Below are 15,211 nucleotides of genomic sequence, written 5' to 3'. Positions count from 1 at the left end.
GCGGCATCGCTACCGCAAAGCGACCGGCAGGCAAAGCCCAGTCGGTATTACAGCAGCACCGCGGTATCGGGCGCGTCGCCGGTCGCGAAGCTGTGGGTGAGGCGCCAGCTTGCCAGGTCGATGATCGCGATCCGGTTGTCGGCCAGCGCGGCATAGAGCGTGCGCCCTCCGGCGGGCAGGGTCAGGCCGGGCGCGGCGGCGGGCAGCGGCAGGCGCGCCTCCTCGGCCAGGGTCGCGGGCGCATGGCGGGTCAGGCTCTGGTCCGCCGGGTTCGACACGATCAGCCGGCCATCGTCCTGCACGATCACGCGCACCGCCTCGCCGCGCAGCGTCACGCGGGCGCGGGATTGCAGCGTGACGGCATCGAGCGCGTGGAGGATGCCCGCCGGACGATCGACGACATAGAGGGTCCGCTCGTCCGGGCTGAGGGCCAGGCCCTCGGGCGCCTGGCCGATATGCTGTTTGACGGGGGCGATGCTGGCATCCTCGGGGTTCACCATGATGACCATGCCGCTCATCGTATCGGCGATATAGGCGCGGTCGCCATCGCGATTTACCACGAAATAATGGCTGCGCGCGCCGCCGACTGGGATCATCCGGTCGGGGGACCCGGCGCTGTCGGGCCGATCGAAGCGGGCGAGCTGGCTGTCGCTTTCGGACAGGGCGTAGAGTCGGCCTTTGGCGTCCATCCGCACCCCGTGCCAGCGGCGATGCGGCGCCAGATCGATGGTGCGCGCCAGCCGCCGCGCGGCCAGGTCGACCACCCAGAGCTGGTGCCCGCCCTCGCCCGCGACCTGCCAGCCCTTCACGCCGTAGCCGCCGACATAGGCGAGGCGGCCCGCGTCGTCGGCGACCATCTCGTGCGGCTGGATGCCCAGCGGCACGGTGCCCAGCCGCGCGCCATCGGGCAGGCGATAGAAGGCGACCCGCCCCTCGCCCTTCTCGACGACGGCCAGCGTGCCGCGCGGGGCGGCGGGGGTGCCCGCCCGGGCCCGGCGCAGCGCCAGCGGCACGATCGCGGCAGCGAGACCCAGTGCGGTAAGGCCCCATAGGCCCTGGCGGCGATCGATCGGCGACATGAACGGCGTGCCCTTCCTGCGATGCGAAACCTGTCGCGAACCAGACGACGCGCGGGCGTGGAAGGTTCCGTCCCGGGCGTGGGAGCCAAGCGTGCCGCGATGCGTCTTTTCGGTGCGAAAGAGGCGCCGCGCATGTTGCGATGAAACGGCCCTTTGAATAGGTGAACCGCATGATCCGTCCCCTGAACGAAAGCGTCGCCGTCGCCCCCCAGATCCGGCCCGAGGATGTCGCCGCGATCAAGGCGGCGGGCTATATGGCCATCGTCAACAACCGGCCCGAAGGCGAAGAGCCGGGCCAGCCGAGCGGCGATGCGATTCGCGCCGCGGCGGAGGATCAGGGGCTGGCCTATACCGCCATTCCCGTGACGCCGGGCGGGTTCAGCCACGAGATGGTCGACCAGATGACCCAGGCGCTGGTCGAGGCCAAGGGGCCGGTGCTGGCCTTTTGCCGGTCGGGCACGCGCAGCTGCAATCTCTGGGCGCTGGCGGCGGCCAAGGCGGGCCGGAACCCGACGCTGATCGTGATGCAGGCCGAAGCGGCGGGCTATGACCTGTCCGGCCTGCACCCGACGCTGGAAGCATTGGCGGGCGCAAAGGAATGAGCCTGCCCGTGGCCGGGAGCATGGCGGGCTGGGCGCTGGCGGGCGTGGCGGCGGGGACGCTGCTGGGCGGGGCCGGGCTCGGCCTGGTCTTCCGGCGGCGGCGCGAGCGGCGCGTCGGCTCGCCCGAAGAGGTGGCGGCGGCCGCCGAAGCGGCGTTGAGCGGCTTCACCGTATCGGGCGCGGTGGTGGGCGCGGACGGGCAGGGGGCGCTGGCGGTCGCGGTCGATGGCCGAGTCGCGGCGATCAAGCTGCACGGCCGTCATATCGTGGTGCGCGAAATCCCCTGGACCCGGGTCCGCTCGACCGCCCAGGGCATCATCGCCGAGGTCGAGGGGCGGTTCGGCCCGGTCACGCTGGCCGGGGTCGACGTGCTGGACATCCGCCGCCTGCGCGCCTGATCCGCCCCGACAGGGGGGAGCGCGCCCCGGGTGGAAGCCCCCCTTTTCCGTCGGACCTGATGGCCCACCAAGTCCCCGCCACGGACCCGTGGCGGGGTGGTGATTCAACCGCGCAGCGCGCGTTCGCCCTCGAACATGTAATCCCGCGTGACGGGCACCGAGAGCCGTCCGCGCGTCAGCTGCACCTGATAGTTGCACAGCCCGCCATTGCGGAACGCCGCGCCCGCGCCCGCCAGATAGAATAGCCACATGCGGTAGAAACGTTCGTCATAGAGCGCGACGATCTGTTCCTTCGCCGCCACGGTCCGCGCATACCATTCGTCCAGCGTCCAGCCATAATGGCAGCGCAGCACCTCGACATCGGTCAGGAACATGCGCAGCCCTTCCTGCGCGCGCACGATTTCGGACAGGGCGGGGTTATAGCCGCCGGGGAAGATGTATTTGGTCGTCCAGTCGTCGGTGACGCCCGGCCCGCCCAGCCGCCCGATGGTGTGGAGCAGCATCACGCCGTCCTCGGTCAGCAGGTCGCGACACTTGCGGAAGAAGGTGCGATATTGCGGCGGCCCGACATGCTCGAACATGCCGACCGATACGATCCGGTCGAACTGTCCCTGAACCCGACGATAGTCGATCAGCTCGAACTTCACCTTGTCGGCGACGCCCAGCGCCGCGGCGCGCTCCCTTGCGACCTTCAGCTGTTCCTCGGACAGGGTGACGCCCAGCACCTCGGCCCCGCACATCTGGTGCAGGTACAGCGCCATGCCGCCCCAGCCGCAGCCGATGTCCAGCACCTTCATCCCCGGCTGGATCGCCAGCTTGGCGGCGATATGCGCCTTCTTGTCGCGCTGCGCCCGCTCCAGATCGTTACGGGGATCGGTATAATAGGCGCAGCTATATTGCTTGTCGCTGTCGAGGAAGAGATCGTACAGCGTGCCCGACAGGTCATAATGGTGCGCCACGTTCTTCTTCGAACGGCGTTCCATGTTGATCCGGTCGACTCGGTGCTTGACCGCGCCCGCCGCCCGGACCAGCCGGGAGGGGTTGAGATTGGCCGCGCCGGCTTCCCATTTGTCATTGACGGTCAGCAGTTCGACCAGGCCGCGCACATCGCCGCGATCGACGACCAGTCGCCCGTCCATGAACGCCTCGCCCGCCGCCAGCGCGGGATTGCGGACGATCTGCCCCGCGACGCGCGCGTCGGTGAAGCGGATGGCGATGTCCGGATAATCGGCATCGGGCGTCCCGAATTCGCGGACGGTTCCGTCATGATGGGTGAGGGTCAGGCGGCCCTTTCGGACCGCGCGCGACAGAAACAGATCGATCAGCGCCATATGGCACGCCCTAGTGTTTTAAATGCCGGCATACCAGTCATAATCGACATGGTCTTCCCAGTAGCCGCCCTTGCCCGCGCCGATGCCGGACAGGCTGTCGACCGCGTCGATCCGCATCAGATATTTGGCATGTTTATAGCCCAATTGCCGCTCGACCCGCAGGCGCAGGGGCGCGCCATGGCCGATGTCGAGCATGTGGCCGTTCATGCCCCAGGCCAGGATCGTCTGCGGGTGGAAGGCGTCGACCAGGTCGATCGATTCATAATAGGGCTGGTCGCCGTAAAGATCGGCGCAGGTGAAGACGACATAGCGCGCCCGGCTGCGGATGGCGGCGGCCTGCAGCACGGTGCCCAGCATCGGCCCCATCCACTCGCCGATCGCGCTCCACCCCTCGACACAGTCATGGCGGGTGATCTGGCGGCGCGCGGGCATCTGGCCGATCTGCGCCAGCGAGAGCGACAGCGGCGTGCCGACCAGCCCGCCGACCTGCAGTCGCCAATCGGCGAATCGGGCAGCGGCGAGTGCGGCATATTCGGGCGTGCCGGGGTTCCGCGTACCATTGGTGCGGAAGATGGGCGACATCTGGTCGCGGCGATATTCGGGGGCCAGCGCGCCGCGATCCGTCAGCGCGCGTTGCAGCCCCTTTTGCATGTCCTCGCCCGCGAACAGGATCTTCCGTGCGGTCGGTTGCCGGGCGATCCGGTCGCATCCCGACAGGAGAAGCCCCGCGCCACCGGTCAGGCCGCCGGTCAGGATCGCGCGGCGCGGGAGCAGCAGGCTCATTCCGGCACCCTCCAGCGGCCGGTCGTCATCGATCGCAATCCATTGCCCGCGCCCGCCAGGATGACCAGCGCCAGATGGACGATGGTGAACAGCGCGAGCAGCGTGGCGGTGATGAAATGGATCGACCGCGCGGATTGCCGTCCGCCCAGCAGATCGAGCAGCCAGGGCCAGGCGGCGTTCATCCCCGGCGACAGCGCGATGCCGGTCAGGATGGCGAGCGGCAGCGCGACGAACAGGACCGACGCATAGCTGAGCTTCTGGAGGATATTGTATGCGCGCGGGTCCCGCGCGTCATGGAAACGGAACGCCAGATGGTGGCGCAGATCGGTCCAGAGCGCGCGCGGGCGGAGTTCGCGTCCGCGAATCCGCAGGTCGCGCTGGAAATGCCGTGTCGCCAGCCCGCCCACCATATAGGCGAGCAGCCCGAAACCGAGCACCAGCGCGAAGAACAGGTGCCAGCGCCGCGAGAGCGCCAGATCATAATGGCCGGGAATGGTCATCCAGCCGGGAAAACGCGGCAGACGCGCCCAGGCCGGGTCGAAATTGGCCCCATATTGCCCCCAATAGAGTCGCGGATGCGCGTTGGAGATGCCCAGCCCCGAACCCAGCAGGATCAGCACCGCGACCGCATTGACCCCGTGCCACAGCCGCGTCACGACGCCGTGGCGACGAATGACGCGTGGCGGCTCGGCTCCTGGCGGTCCGTCCGGCGTTTGGCCATCCATCCTTGTTTCTCCGGTGGGACGTCTATGATTCAGGATTGGCATTTCTACGAGCCCGTCAACGGTCATGGGCTGGCGCATGATCCCCTGAACGCGATCGTCGCGCCGCGGCCGATCGGCTGGATCGGCAGCCGGTCGGTCGCGGGCGTCAACAATCTCGCCCCTTACAGCTTCTTCAACCTGTTCAACTATCGTCCGCCGCTGATCGGTTTTGCATCGCAGGGGTGGAAGGATTCGGTCGACAATATCGCCGCGACCAGGGCCTTTACCTGGAATCTGGCGACGATGCCGCTGGCCCAGACGATGAATGCCAGTTCGGCGGTGACGGCGCCCGAGGTGGACGAATTCGCGCTTGCCGGACTAAGCGCCGTCGAGGGACAGATGGTCGAAGCGCCACGCGTGGCGGAAAGCCCCGTCGCGTTCGAATGCCGCCTGACCCAGTTGATCCGGCTGGAAACAAAGGAAGGGCGGGCCCTCGACCAGTGGCTCGTCATCGGCGAGGCCGTGGGCATCCATATCGCTGCCGACCTTATCGAAAACGGTGTCTATCAGACCGCCCGCGCCCGGCCTATCCTGCGCGGTGGCGGCCCGGCGGATTATTTCGAGATCACCGAGGGTGCCCGGTTCCAGATGCGGCGGCCGGATTAGGCGTTCGGCCGCGACGAAACCGGATGCGGGCTTCGGGTGTTGCTGGCGGGGTGACGATGGCGTCGTCCGGCATGTCCGTTGGTCGGATCACGGAGACCGCGTCCGACACGAAGATGGGAGAATCCTGTGAAGCTGTTTGTCCCGCTTATCCTGATCGGTGCACTGCCGCTGGCCGCTTGTGACCAGAAGACCGGCTCCACCACCCTGACCACCAATGCCGCCACCGGAGAGGTCAAGGCGACCAGCACCGGATCGGGCGTCGAAATGCCACGACTGCAACCCGGCAAGTGGGAGCTGAAGACCCAGGTCAGCGAGCTGAAGATGTCGAACATGCCCAAGGGGGCCAACCCCACCCCGCCCGCCCAGACCGCCAGCCTGTGCATCACCGCCGAACAGGCCGCCAAGGGCCCGACCGAACTGCTCAAAAATGCCGGCTCGGACTGCACCATCACCAGTAACAGCTTCAAGGACGGCAAGATCGAGACCGATCTGACCTGCAAGATGCCGGGCGACATGACGATGAAGAGCCGGACGACTGGCACCTTCACCGCGACCAGCTTCTCCACCGATCAGCAGATGGAGGTGACCGGCGCACATTCCATGTCGCAGAAGGTCCATACCGACGCGCGCCGTGTCGGCGTGTGCGATACCAAATAACGTGATCCGGGCCGGGATGCGCCTCCCGGCCCGCTGGCGTGGCACGGAACGCCGCGTCGTTCAGGCGAAATAGCCGCGCCAGAAGAAGACGAGTGTCGTCACCAGCGTCAGCAGCAGCGTCCAGCCACGGATGATCCCGACGGGCAGCCTGCGCCCGATCAGCGCGCCGCTCCAGCCACCGACGATGCCGCCCGCCAGCATCGGCAGGCATTGGGCCCAGGCGACCATCCCGGTGGCGATGAAGACCAGGGTTGCCGCCGCATTGGCGGTCGCGAGCATCAACGTACGCGGCGCGGCGAGTTGTGCCGGGCTGCGCCCCGACAACAGGCCCCAGGCGGCGGTCAGCATCATGCCGATGCCGCCGCCGAAATAGCCGCCATAGATGCCCAGCAACCCTTGCGCGGTCATCAGCGCGCGCGGCCCCGGCTGCGCGATCCGCGCCAGCCAGATCGCGGCGCGTGGCCCGGCCGCGATCGCCATCGTCGCTGTCAGGAGCAGCCAGGGCACGATCACGTCGAAGGCGCGGGGCGGGGTGAGGAACAGCAACAGGCTGCCCATCAGCGCGCCGCCGAAGGTGATGGCCGCGATCCGCCGCATCGTGACGCCCATCACCGGCCCCAGCCCATGGCGATAGGCCCAGGCGCTGGCCATGGCGGCGGGCTGAAGCGCGACGTTGGATGTCGCATTGGCGATGGTGGAGGGTAGGCCCAGCGCGATCAGCGTGGGCATGGTCGCAAAGCTGCCCCCGCCCGCCAGCGCGTTCATCGCTCCACCGACAAAGCCCCCCGCCGCCGCCAGCGCGATAAACGTCCAGTCGATCATCGCGGGGCGTGGCACATGGCGGCGGGGTCCGTGTCGCAGGCGGGAGGTGGCGGGCGAGAGGGTCGGGATCGGGAGGGCGCGGCCGTCCGCTCCATTCCGGCCCGATGATCTTACCGGTTAATTAGCCCAGCGCCGCGAACTTCTCCTCCGCCTCGCGGTCGAGCTGCGCGCGGCTCTTCCTTTCGGCGGCGGTCTTCAACTGGCCGCAGGCGGCGTCGATGTCGCGGCCGCGCGGGGTGCGGACGGGGGCGGAAATCCCGCCTTCGAACACGATGTCGGAGAAACGGCGGATGCGGTCCGGGTCCGAGCATTCGTAATCGGCGCCCGGCCACGGGTTGAACGGGATCAGGTTCACCTTGGCGGGCAGGTCGTAATGGCGCAGCAGCCGGACCAGCTCATGCGCATCCGCGTCCGAGTCGTTCTTGTCCTTGAGCATCACATATTCGAACGTGATGCGCCGCGCGTTGTTCGCCCCCGGATAGTCGGCGCAGGCCTGCAACAGCTCCTCAATGCCGTATTTCTTGTTCAGCGGCACCAGTTCGTCGCGGACATCCTTGGTAACGGCGTGGAGCGACACGGCGAGGTTCACCCCGATCTCCGCGCCGGCGCGGGCCATCATCGGCACCACGCCGCTGGTCGACAGGGTGATGCGCCGCTTGGACAGCGCCAGGCCGTCGCCATCCATGACCAGCTTCAGCGCGTCGCGAACCGCGTCGAAATTGTACAGCGGCTCGCCCATGCCCATCATGACGATGTTGGTCAGCATCCGCCCCTCGGGCTGGCTGGGCCATTCGCCGAGCGAGTCGCGCGCCAGCATCACCTGCCCGACGATCTCGCCCGCGGTCAGGTTGCGGACCAGCCGCATCGTGCCGGTGTGGCAGAAGCGGCAGTTCAGCGTGCAGCCGACCTGGCTCGACACGCACAGCGTGCCCCGGTCGGCGTCGGGGATGAAGACCATCTCGTAATCCTGGCCATCGGCCGAGCGCAGCAGCCATTTGCGGGTGCCGTCGCTTGATACCTGCGCCTCGACCACGTCGGGGCGGCCGATGACGAAGCGGTCCTCCAGCCAGGGATGCTGCGCCTTGGCGATGTCGGTCATGTCGACGAACCGGGTGACGCCGCGATTGTACAGCCAGTGCCAGATCTGCTTGGAGCGCAGCTTGGCCTGCCGCGCCTCCATGCCGGCCGACAACAGCGCCTCGCGCAGCTGGTCCTTGGTCAGGCCGATCAGGTCGACGCGGCCGTCGGGACGCGGTTGCACGCCGCGCGGCACGGGCACGGGATCGATGTGCCCGGGGATGGGCATGGGGGCGGCCGAAACTGTCTGCATTGCGGGGCCATAGCGCAAAATGGCATGGATTTCCACCACCGCGCTGCGGCGTGCTCAGCCGCGTCCGGCCACGACGCAGGCCAGCGTCGCGGCATCGATCGCCGAGGCCGCGCCCGCCAGCGTATAGGTGTCGGCAAAGGGGCGGCGGTCGGCGGCGACGGCGGACACGCTCATGCTGCGGCCCGAGCGCATCGCCATGACCAGCGCATGGTCGGTCGTGCCATCGGGGGCCCAGACGTCGCGACCGGTGCCGACCAGCGGAAACCGGCGCTCGCCGATCGCCAGCGTCACGGGGGCGGCGCGGTCGCGGGGCAGGCTGAGCCGCAGCGAGAAGGACGCGCGCAGGCCCTTTGCGGGCCAGGTGCCGACGCTGGCGAAGCCGCCGCTGCGCCCACCCGCCAGCAACGGCCGGGCGATCGCATAGCAGCGATCGGGATCGCGAAACGCGCCCCAGCCCTTATAGACGCCGATCGTGTCGCGCGCGGCGAGCGGGGCAGCGAGCAGCAGCAGCGCGGCTGGAAGCGCGATGCGCAATCTCATGCCGCCGCGCCCCGCCGGGCGACGGAGACGCGCTCCCGCATGGGCGGCGGGGCGGGCGGAAGCGGGGCGGAGGCGCTGTCCATCGGCATGATCCCTGTCGCGGCTGTTGCGCGGATGCAACGCTTTTTCCTGTTTAGCTGAGGTTCATGCAACGCCTGCGCTTTCGCGTCATTGATGCCGCGACCGCCCCAGTAATGGCGGCCTGTATAGTAACGGAGTAAGTTATGCGTAAGCTCATGCTCGCCGCCCTGGCGACCTCGGCCGCTCTGGCTGCCGCGGCCCCCGCCGCCGCGCAGACCGCGCAGCCTTTCACGGGGTTCCGCGTCGAGGGCCTGATCGGCTATGACAGCCTCAACGACCGGCAGGGCAAGGACAAGAGCGCGAGTGACGGCGTGCTGTACGGCGCCGGCATTGGCTATGACATCCCCGCCGGTCCGGTGACGCTGGGCGCGGAAGGTGAAATCACCGGGTCCAGCTCGGACACGCGCAGCAACAGCATCAACGTGGCCGGCGACCAGTTCCGCCTGGGCGCGGGGCGTGATCTCTATGCCGGTGCGCGCGTCGGCTACATGATCTCGCCGGTCGCGCTGGGCTATGTGAAGGCCGGCTACACCAATGCCAGGTTCGACGCACGCTATACCAATGCGGGTGTCACCAATGTCAATTCGCAGGACGTCGGCGGCTATCGCCTGGGCGCCGGCCTGGAATATGCGATGAGCCCCAACACCTTCGTGAAGGGCGAATATCGCTACTCGCATTATGACCGTCTGGATGGCGTCGGCATCAACCCGAACCGTCATCAGTTGCTCGCCGGACTGGGTCTGCGCTTCTGATCGTGGATTGTTTTCCACATTAACGACGGTTTTACCCCAATGTTGGAGGGGTCGGAGCCTTGCTCCGGCCCCTTCTTCGCGGGTAGGAACCAAGGCCATTTATCACTATCGGACTCGGGCCATGCGGTCGTTCCGGCGGGGGATTTCGAGATGAAGGCGACGATCGAACGCGCAACGCTGCTCAAGGGATTGAGCCATGTCCAGTCGGTGGTGGAGCGGCGGAACACGATTCCGATCCTGTCCAACGTGCTGCTCGAGGCGACGGCGGAGGGCCAGCTGCGCATGATGGCGACGGACCTTGACCTCCAGATCAACGACAGCGTGATGGCCGCCGTCGACCAGCCGGGTTCGACCACCGTATCGGCGCACACGCTGTTCGACATCGCGCGCAAGCTGCCCGAGGGCAGCCAGGTGCAGTTGACGGCGGCGGAAGGGCGTATGACCATCGTGGCGGGCCGCGCACGCTTCTCGCTCGGCACGCTGCCGCGCGACGATTTCCCGGTGATCGCCGAGGGCGAGTTGCCGACCCAGTTCGAGCTGCCGGTCGAACTGCTCAGGCAGATCATCGACAAGACGCGCTTCGCCATCTCGACCGAGGAGACGCGCTATTATCTGAACGGCATCTTCCTGCATGTCGCCGAGGACAACGGCAATCCGGTGTTGAAGGCCGCGGCGACCGACGGCCACCGTCTGGCGCGCGTCACCATCGACCGCCCGAACGGTGCCGAGGAGATGCCCGACGTGATCGTGCCGCGCAAATGCGTGGGCGAGCTGCGCAAGCTGCTCGACGAGGTCGACGGCTCGGTCGGCGTATCGCTGTCGGGCACCAAGATCCGTTTCGACCTGGGGCAGGCGATCCTGACCTCCAAGCTGATCGACGGCACCTTCCCCGATTACAGCCGCGTCATCCCGACCGCGAACGACAAGATCCTGAAGCTGGACCCCAAGGCGTTCATGCAGGGCGTCGACCGCGTCTCGACCATCGCGACCGAAAAGACCCGCGCGGTGAAGATGGCGCTGGATCGCGACCGGATCACCCTGTCGGTGACGAGTCCCGAAAACGGCACCGCGTCGGAAGAAGTGCCGGGCGAATACACGTCGCTGGGCTTCGAGATCGGGTTCAACAGCCGCTATCTGCTCGATATTCTGGGCCAGATCGACAGCGAGCTGGTCGAGGTTCACCTGGCCGACGCGGCCGCGCCGACGCTGATCCGCGAAAATGACAAGGCGCCTGCGCTGTACGTGCTGATGCCGATGCGGGTGTGATGTAATCCTCCCCGTGCCGGGGAGGATCGTTTAAGGCGGATGCGATGCTCAGCCGCCTTGTCCTGACCGATTTCCGCAATCATGCCGACCTCGTGCTGTCCCCGGCGGCGGGGTTCGTCGTGCTGACCGGCGAGAATGGTGCGGGCAAGACCAATGTGCTGGAGGCGGTGTCGCTGCTCGCGCCCGGCCGCGGGCTGCGTCGCGCCGCGCTGTCGGCGATGGCGCGGCAGGGGGGCAAGGGTGGGTTCGGCGTCGCGGCCACGCTGGACGGCGAGGTGGAGATCGCGACCGGCGCGCTCGCCTCCGCGCCCGAACGGCGGGTGGTGCGGGTTCAGGGGGCGACGGCGAGCGCCAATGCGCTGGCCGACTGGCTGTCCGTCCTGTGGCTGACCCCGGCGATGGACCGGCTGTTCGTCGAGCCCGCGTCCGAGCGGCGCCGCTTTCTCGACCGGTTGGTGCTGGCGCTGGCCCCGGCGCACGGGATGCATGCAACCCGCTATGACGCCGCGATGCGCGAGCGTAATCGGCTGCTGGCCAGCGACGGGCCGGTCGATCCCGACTGGCTGGGCGCGCTGGAGGCGCGGATGGTCGAGCATGGCGTGGCGCTGGACGCCGCGCGCGTCGCGGCGGTCGCCGCGCTCGACCAGAGGCTGGCCGAGGCGCCAGACAGCGTCTTCGCGCGCGCCGCGCTGGCGCTGGAGGGGGAGGCGGTCGAGCCCGGCGCCTTTGCCCATGCACTGGCGATGGGGCGGCGGCGCGACGCGGCGGCGGGGCGGACGCTGGTGGGGCCGCACCGGGCCGACCTGTCGGTCACCCATGTCGCCAAGGGGCAGGCGGCCGCGCTCTGTTCGACCGGCGAGCAAAAGGCGTTGCTGCTGGGCATCGTCCTGGCCCATGCCGATCTGGTGACCGAGCGGCGCGGCGTGCCGCCGCTGCTGTTGCTGGACGAGGTGGCGGCGCATCTGGACCCGGCCCGCCGCGCCGCGCTGTTCGAGCGGCTGGCCGGGCGGGGGCAGGTGTGGATGACCGGCACCGAACCCGCGCTGTTCACGGATGTGCCCGGCGCGGCGACGCGGATCGGCTTCTAAGCCGCGTTACCGGCAGATCGCCGTCGCCACCATGTCCAGTTCGCGGTCATAGCTGGCCCGTTCGGCCGCGCTCAGGAAGCCCTGTTGCCGGACGAAGCGATTGCTGTCGCGCCGGACCCGGTCGACCCGCCGCCACCATTTCTGGGCTTCGGCCTGTGACAGGCGGCGCGCCTTGCGCGCATTGCCGATATCGGCCTGGAGGATATCGGCGCGCATCGCGATATGCGCCTGGCGCGGGTCGCGGATCGCGCCGCCCATCTCGCCCTTCAGGTTGCGCTGCTGTGCCAGGTTGCAGCCGGGATCGTCGCGCCGCAGCGTCTGGGCGGACGCGCCGGCGGCGGAGAACAGGCCCAGCAACGCGAGGAGAAGCACGGGGGTACGCATCATCGGAACGCTCCTTCACAAGGAGCGTCGGTGCGTACGCGCCGCCGCCTGAACGGCTCCCGGCCGATCGGTGAATTCGGTGTCAGCCCCGCCGCTTCGGCGGCGGTCCTGGCCCGGAAACGCCACCAATGCGAGGAGCGCCTCCCAGCGCCTGCGAAAGGCCTGGAACGCCTTCCATTTTGCTTCCCCTGAAGGGCCGGAATTCCTATATACTCGCTATGGCAGATACCCCCCAGACGAATGAGTACGGCGCCTCCTCGATCAAGGTGCTGAAGGGCCTCGACGCGGTGCGCAAGCGGCCGGGCATGTATATCGGCGACACCGACGACGGTTCGGGCCTCCACCACATGGTATTCGAGGTCAGCGACAATGCGATCGACGAAGCGCTGGCGGGGCATTGCGACCGCATCGATATCCAGTTGAACGCCGATGGCTCGGTCAGCGTCACCGACAATGGCCGCGGCATCCCGACCGGGATCCACCCCGAAGAGGGCGTCTCGGCGGCCGAGGTCATCATGACCCAGCTCCATGCGGGCGGCAAGTTCGAGAATACGTCGGACGACAATGCCTATAAGGTCTCGGGCGGCCTGCACGGCGTCGGCGTGTCGGTGGTCAACGCGTTGTCCGAATGGCTGGACCTGACCATCTGGCGCGACGGCGAGGAGCATTATATGCGCTTCGCGCACGGCGATGCGGTCGCCCCGCTCAAGGTCGTCGGCAAGGCCGAACCGGGGCAGAAGGGCACCCGCGTCACCTTCCTGCCGTCACCATCGACCTTCAAGATCGTCGAGTTCGATTTCGAGAAGCTCGAGCATCGCTATCGCGAGCTGGCCTTCCTCAATTCGGGCGTGCGCCTGTTCCTGACCGACGCGCGGCATGACGAGCCCCGGACGATCGAATTATTCTACGAAGGCGGCATCGCGGCGTTCGTGAAGTGGCTGGACCGCTCCAAGACCTCGCTGATGCCCGATCCGATCGCGATCAACGGCCAGCGCGATTCGATCGGCATGGACGTCGCGCTGGAGTGGAACGACTCTTACTACGAGAACGTCCTCGCCTTCACCAACAACATCCCGCAGCGCGACGGCGGCACCCATATCGCCGCCTTCCGCGCCGCGCTGACCCGCACGCTCAATGCCTATGCCGACAAGTCGGGGCTATTGAAGAAGGAGAAGGTCTCGCTCACCGGCGACGACATGCGCGAAGGGCTGACCGCGATCGTCTCGGTCAAGCTGCCCGACCCCAAATTCTCCAGCCAGACCAAGGACAAGCTGGTGTCCTCGGAAGTGCGCGCCCCGCTCGAAAGCCTGATGGCCGACAAGCTGTCCGAATGGCTGGAGGAAAATCCCGGCCATGCCCGCTCGATCATCATGAAGGTGATCGACGCCGCCGCCGCGCGCGAGGCGGCCAAGCGCGCCCGCGAACTGACGCGGCGCAAGGGCGTGATGGACATCGCCTCGCTGCCCGGCAAGCTGGCCGATTGCCAGGAGCGCGATCCCGCCAAGTCCGAACTCTTCCTGGTCGAGGGTGACTCGGCCGGCGGTTCGGCCAAGCAGGGGCGCAACCGCCATTTCCAGGCGATCCTCCCCCTGCGCGGCAAGATCCTGAATACCGAGCGCGCGCGGTTCGACCGGATGATCTCGTCCAAGGAAATCGGCACGCTGATCCAGGCGATGGGCACCGGCATCGGCCGCGACGATTTCAACGCGGACAAGCTGCGTTACCACAAGATCGTCATCATGACCGACGCAGACGTCGACGGCGCGCATATCCGCACGCTGCTGCTGACCTTCTTCTATCGCCAGATGCCCGAGCTGATCGCGCGCGGGCACCTCTACATCGCCCAGCCGCCGCTCTACAAGGCGACCAAGGGCCGGTCGGAAGTCTATCTGAAGGACGACAGCGCGCTTGAGGAATATCTGGTCGAGGCGGGCGTCTCGACCATGGTGCTGGAGGGGCCGGGCGGCGCGCGATCGGGCGGCTCGCGGTCGGGCAACGACCTGAAGGCGCTGGTCGATCATGCGCGGCGGATGCGCACGCTGATGCGCTATGTGCCGCGCCGCTATGACGCGTCGATCATCGAGGTGCTGGCGCTGGCGGGCGCGCTCGACCCCGTGCTGACCCGCGAGCAGCGCATGGCTGCCGTCACCGAGACGACGCGGCGGCTGGAGTCGGGCGATCACGAGGCGCGCTGGTCGGCGCGGCTGACCGAGGATGGCGGCGTCCATTTCGAGCGGCTGTGGCGCGGCGTGACCGATCACCACATCGTCGAGGCCAGCTTCATCGCCTCGGCCGAGGCGCGCAAGCTGCACACGCTCGCCGCCGAACAGGCGGAGAGCTTCACCCATGCCGCCAAGCTGGTGCCGCTGCGCAGCGGCAACGTTGAAAACCCGGCGGACGCCGTGTCGACCGATGAGGATGGCCATGCGACGACGCTGGCGCGTGGCGAAACCCGCGTGGCGCGGCCCAGCCAGTTGTTCGAGGCGATCCTGACCGCCGGGCGCAAGGGGCTGGCCATCCAGCGCTATAAGGGCCTGGGCGAGATGAATGCCGAGCAATTGTGGGAGACCACGCTCGACCCGGCGGTCCGCTCGATGCTCCGCGTGACCTCGGACGATGTCGCGGCGGCGGACGAGGTGTTCAGCCGCCTGATGGGCGAAGTCGTCGAGCCGCGGCGCGAGTTCATCCAGGACAATGCGCTGAACGTCGCCAATCTGGACGTGTAAGC

The 15,211-nt window shown here is 68.0% G+C and carries 16 protein-coding genes; 8 read left to right on the top strand and 8 right to left on the bottom strand.

Annotated features, from left to right (window positions below; genetic code table 11):
• Positions 1-47: 47 nt before the first annotated feature.
• Entirely contained in the window at positions 48-1,079 is a 1,032-nt protein-coding gene (locus RN629_RS13145; protein WP_407035593.1) for a YncE family protein, read from the bottom strand.
• 170 nt (positions 1,080-1,249) lie between these two features.
• Between RN629_RS13145 and RN629_RS13140 the strand changes: the two genes are divergently transcribed.
• Positions 1,250-1,681 carry a TIGR01244 family sulfur transferase gene (locus RN629_RS13140; RefSeq protein WP_407035592.1) on the top strand — a complete coding sequence of 144 codons (432 nt, stop codon included), beginning with the start codon at positions 1,250-1,252 and terminating at the stop codon, positions 1,679-1,681.
• Entirely contained in the window at positions 1,678-2,079 is a 402-nt protein-coding gene (locus tag RN629_RS13135) for a hypothetical protein (protein WP_407035591.1), read from the top strand. Before RN629_RS13140 ends, RN629_RS13135 begins: the two co-directional genes overlap by 4 nt.
• Before the next feature lie 104 nt (positions 2,080-2,183).
• On the opposite strand, the gene RN629_RS13130 is transcribed toward RN629_RS13135, so the two are convergent.
• The 3 genes from RN629_RS13130 to RN629_RS13120 are packed head-to-tail and all read right to left on the bottom strand — an operon-like array spanning position 2,184 to position 4,918.
• Positions 2,184-3,410: a class I SAM-dependent methyltransferase gene (locus RN629_RS13130; RefSeq protein WP_407035590.1), complete on the bottom strand. Its 1,227-nt coding sequence runs from the start codon at positions 3,408-3,410 to the stop codon at positions 2,184-2,186.
• Positions 3,411-3,428: 18 nt separating this feature from the next.
• On the bottom strand, positions 3,429-4,193 hold the full coding sequence (locus RN629_RS13125) for a molybdopterin-dependent oxidoreductase (RefSeq protein WP_407035589.1): 765 nt from the start codon (positions 4,191-4,193) through the stop codon (positions 3,429-3,431).
• Positions 4,190-4,918, bottom strand: coding sequence for a cytochrome b/b6 domain-containing protein (locus RN629_RS13120; RefSeq protein ID WP_407035588.1), 729 nt, complete (start codon positions 4,916-4,918; stop codon positions 4,190-4,192). Before RN629_RS13120 ends, RN629_RS13125 begins: the two co-directional genes overlap by 4 nt.
• 24 nt (positions 4,919-4,942) lie before the next feature.
• On the opposite strand from RN629_RS13120, the gene RN629_RS13115 reads away from it, so the two are divergent.
• Positions 4,943-5,563, top strand: a complete 621-nt coding sequence (locus RN629_RS13115; protein ID WP_407035587.1) for a flavin reductase family protein — start codon at positions 4,943-4,945, stop codon at positions 5,561-5,563.
• Between the two features lie 126 nt (positions 5,564-5,689).
• On the top strand, positions 5,690-6,220 hold the full coding sequence (locus tag RN629_RS13110; protein ID WP_407035586.1) for a DUF3617 domain-containing protein: 531 nt from the start codon (positions 5,690-5,692) through the stop codon (positions 6,218-6,220).
• Between the two features lie 60 nt (positions 6,221-6,280).
• Here the strand turns inward: RN629_RS13110 and RN629_RS13105 are convergent, their stop codons facing one another.
• The 3 genes from RN629_RS13105 to RN629_RS13095 form a co-directional block, all read right to left on the bottom strand.
• Positions 6,281-7,042 (bottom strand): sulfite exporter TauE/SafE family protein, encoded by a 762-nt coding sequence (locus tag RN629_RS13105; protein ID WP_407035585.1) that lies wholly within the window; start codon positions 7,040-7,042, stop codon positions 6,281-6,283.
• Between the two features lie 121 nt (positions 7,043-7,163).
• Positions 7,164-8,348, bottom strand: a complete 1,185-nt coding sequence (rlmN, locus tag RN629_RS13100) for a 23S rRNA (adenine(2503)-C(2))-methyltransferase RlmN (RefSeq protein ID WP_407035584.1) — start codon at positions 8,346-8,348, stop codon at positions 7,164-7,166.
• Positions 8,349-8,426: 78 nt separating this feature from the next.
• Entirely contained in the window at positions 8,427-8,912 is a 486-nt protein-coding gene (locus tag RN629_RS13095; RefSeq protein ID WP_407035583.1) for an invasion associated locus B family protein, read from the bottom strand.
• A gap of 224 nt (positions 8,913-9,136) precedes the next feature.
• Here RN629_RS13095 and RN629_RS13090 point away from each other — a divergent pair, with 224 nt between their 5' ends.
• The 3 genes from RN629_RS13090 to recF all read left to right on the top strand — a co-directional run bounded on the left by RN629_RS13090 (position 9,137) and on the right by recF (position 12,099).
• Entirely contained in the window at positions 9,137-9,745 is a 609-nt protein-coding gene (locus RN629_RS13090) for an outer membrane protein (RefSeq protein ID WP_407035582.1), read from the top strand.
• Between the two features lie 150 nt (positions 9,746-9,895).
• A complete protein-coding gene (dnaN, locus tag RN629_RS13085) occupies positions 9,896-11,011 on the top strand; it encodes a DNA polymerase III subunit beta (protein ID WP_407035581.1) in 1,116 nt (371 codons plus the stop codon).
• A 44-nt stretch (positions 11,012-11,055) separates the two neighbouring features.
• Positions 11,056-12,099 (top strand): DNA replication/repair protein RecF, encoded by a 1,044-nt coding sequence (gene recF, locus RN629_RS13080; RefSeq protein ID WP_407035580.1) that lies wholly within the window; start codon positions 11,056-11,058, stop codon positions 12,097-12,099.
• A 6-nt stretch (positions 12,100-12,105) separates the two neighbouring features.
• Here recF and RN629_RS13075 read toward each other — a convergent pair whose 3' ends face one another.
• Positions 12,106-12,486, bottom strand: coding sequence for a hypothetical protein (locus tag RN629_RS13075; RefSeq protein WP_407035579.1), 381 nt, complete (start codon positions 12,484-12,486; stop codon positions 12,106-12,108).
• 215 nt (positions 12,487-12,701) lie between these two features.
• Here RN629_RS13075 and gyrB point away from each other — a divergent pair, with 215 nt between their 5' ends.
• Positions 12,702-15,209 (top strand): DNA topoisomerase (ATP-hydrolyzing) subunit B, encoded by a 2,508-nt coding sequence (gyrB, locus tag RN629_RS13070; RefSeq protein ID WP_407035578.1) that lies wholly within the window; start codon positions 12,702-12,704, stop codon positions 15,207-15,209.
• Positions 15,210-15,211 lie beyond the last annotated feature (2 nt).

Source organism: Facivitalis istanbulensis (assembly GCF_040560405.1).
GTDB lineage: Bacteria > Pseudomonadota > Alphaproteobacteria > Sphingomonadales > Sphingomonadaceae > Sphingomonas > Sphingomonas istanbulensis.
This window is presented reverse-complemented; position numbering and strand designations above follow the sequence as displayed.

Bases quoted from the DNA above. Each gene is read 5' to 3' on its own strand.
- RN629_RS13145 (WP_407035593.1), bottom strand. From the start codon at position 1,079: ATGTCGCCGATCGATCGCCGCCAGGGCCTATGGGGCCTTACCGCACTG.
- RN629_RS13140 (WP_407035592.1), top strand. From the start codon at position 1,250: ATGATCCGTCCCCTGAACGAAAGCGTCGCCGTCGCCCCCCAGATCCGG.
- RN629_RS13135 (WP_407035591.1), top strand. From the start codon at position 1,678: ATGAGCCTGCCCGTGGCCGGGAGCATGGCGGGCTGGGCGCTGGCGGGC.
- RN629_RS13130 (WP_407035590.1), bottom strand. From the start codon at position 3,410: ATGGCGCTGATCGATCTGTTTCTGTCGCGCGCGGTCCGAAAGGGCCGC.
- RN629_RS13125 (WP_407035589.1), bottom strand. From the start codon at position 4,193: ATGAGCCTGCTGCTCCCGCGCCGCGCGATCCTGACCGGCGGCCTGACC.
- RN629_RS13120 (WP_407035588.1), bottom strand. From the start codon at position 4,918: ATGGATGGCCAAACGCCGGACGGACCGCCAGGAGCCGAGCCGCCACGC.
- RN629_RS13115 (WP_407035587.1), top strand. From the start codon at position 4,943: ATGATTCAGGATTGGCATTTCTACGAGCCCGTCAACGGTCATGGGCTG.
- RN629_RS13105 (WP_407035585.1), bottom strand. From the start codon at position 7,042: ATGATCGACTGGACGTTTATCGCGCTGGCGGCGGCGGGGGGCTTTGTC.
- rlmN (WP_407035584.1), bottom strand. From the start codon at position 8,348: ATGCCCATCCCCGGGCACATCGATCCCGTGCCCGTGCCGCGCGGCGTG.
- RN629_RS13095 (WP_407035583.1), bottom strand. From the start codon at position 8,912: ATGAGATTGCGCATCGCGCTTCCAGCCGCGCTGCTGCTGCTCGCTGCC.
- RN629_RS13090 (WP_407035582.1), top strand. From the start codon at position 9,137: ATGCGTAAGCTCATGCTCGCCGCCCTGGCGACCTCGGCCGCTCTGGCT.
- dnaN (WP_407035581.1), top strand. From the start codon at position 9,896: ATGAAGGCGACGATCGAACGCGCAACGCTGCTCAAGGGATTGAGCCAT.
- recF (WP_407035580.1), top strand. From the start codon at position 11,056: ATGCTCAGCCGCCTTGTCCTGACCGATTTCCGCAATCATGCCGACCTC.
- RN629_RS13075 (WP_407035579.1), bottom strand. From the start codon at position 12,486: ATGATGCGTACCCCCGTGCTTCTCCTCGCGTTGCTGGGCCTGTTCTCC.
- gyrB (WP_407035578.1), top strand. From the start codon at position 12,702: ATGGCAGATACCCCCCAGACGAATGAGTACGGCGCCTCCTCGATCAAG.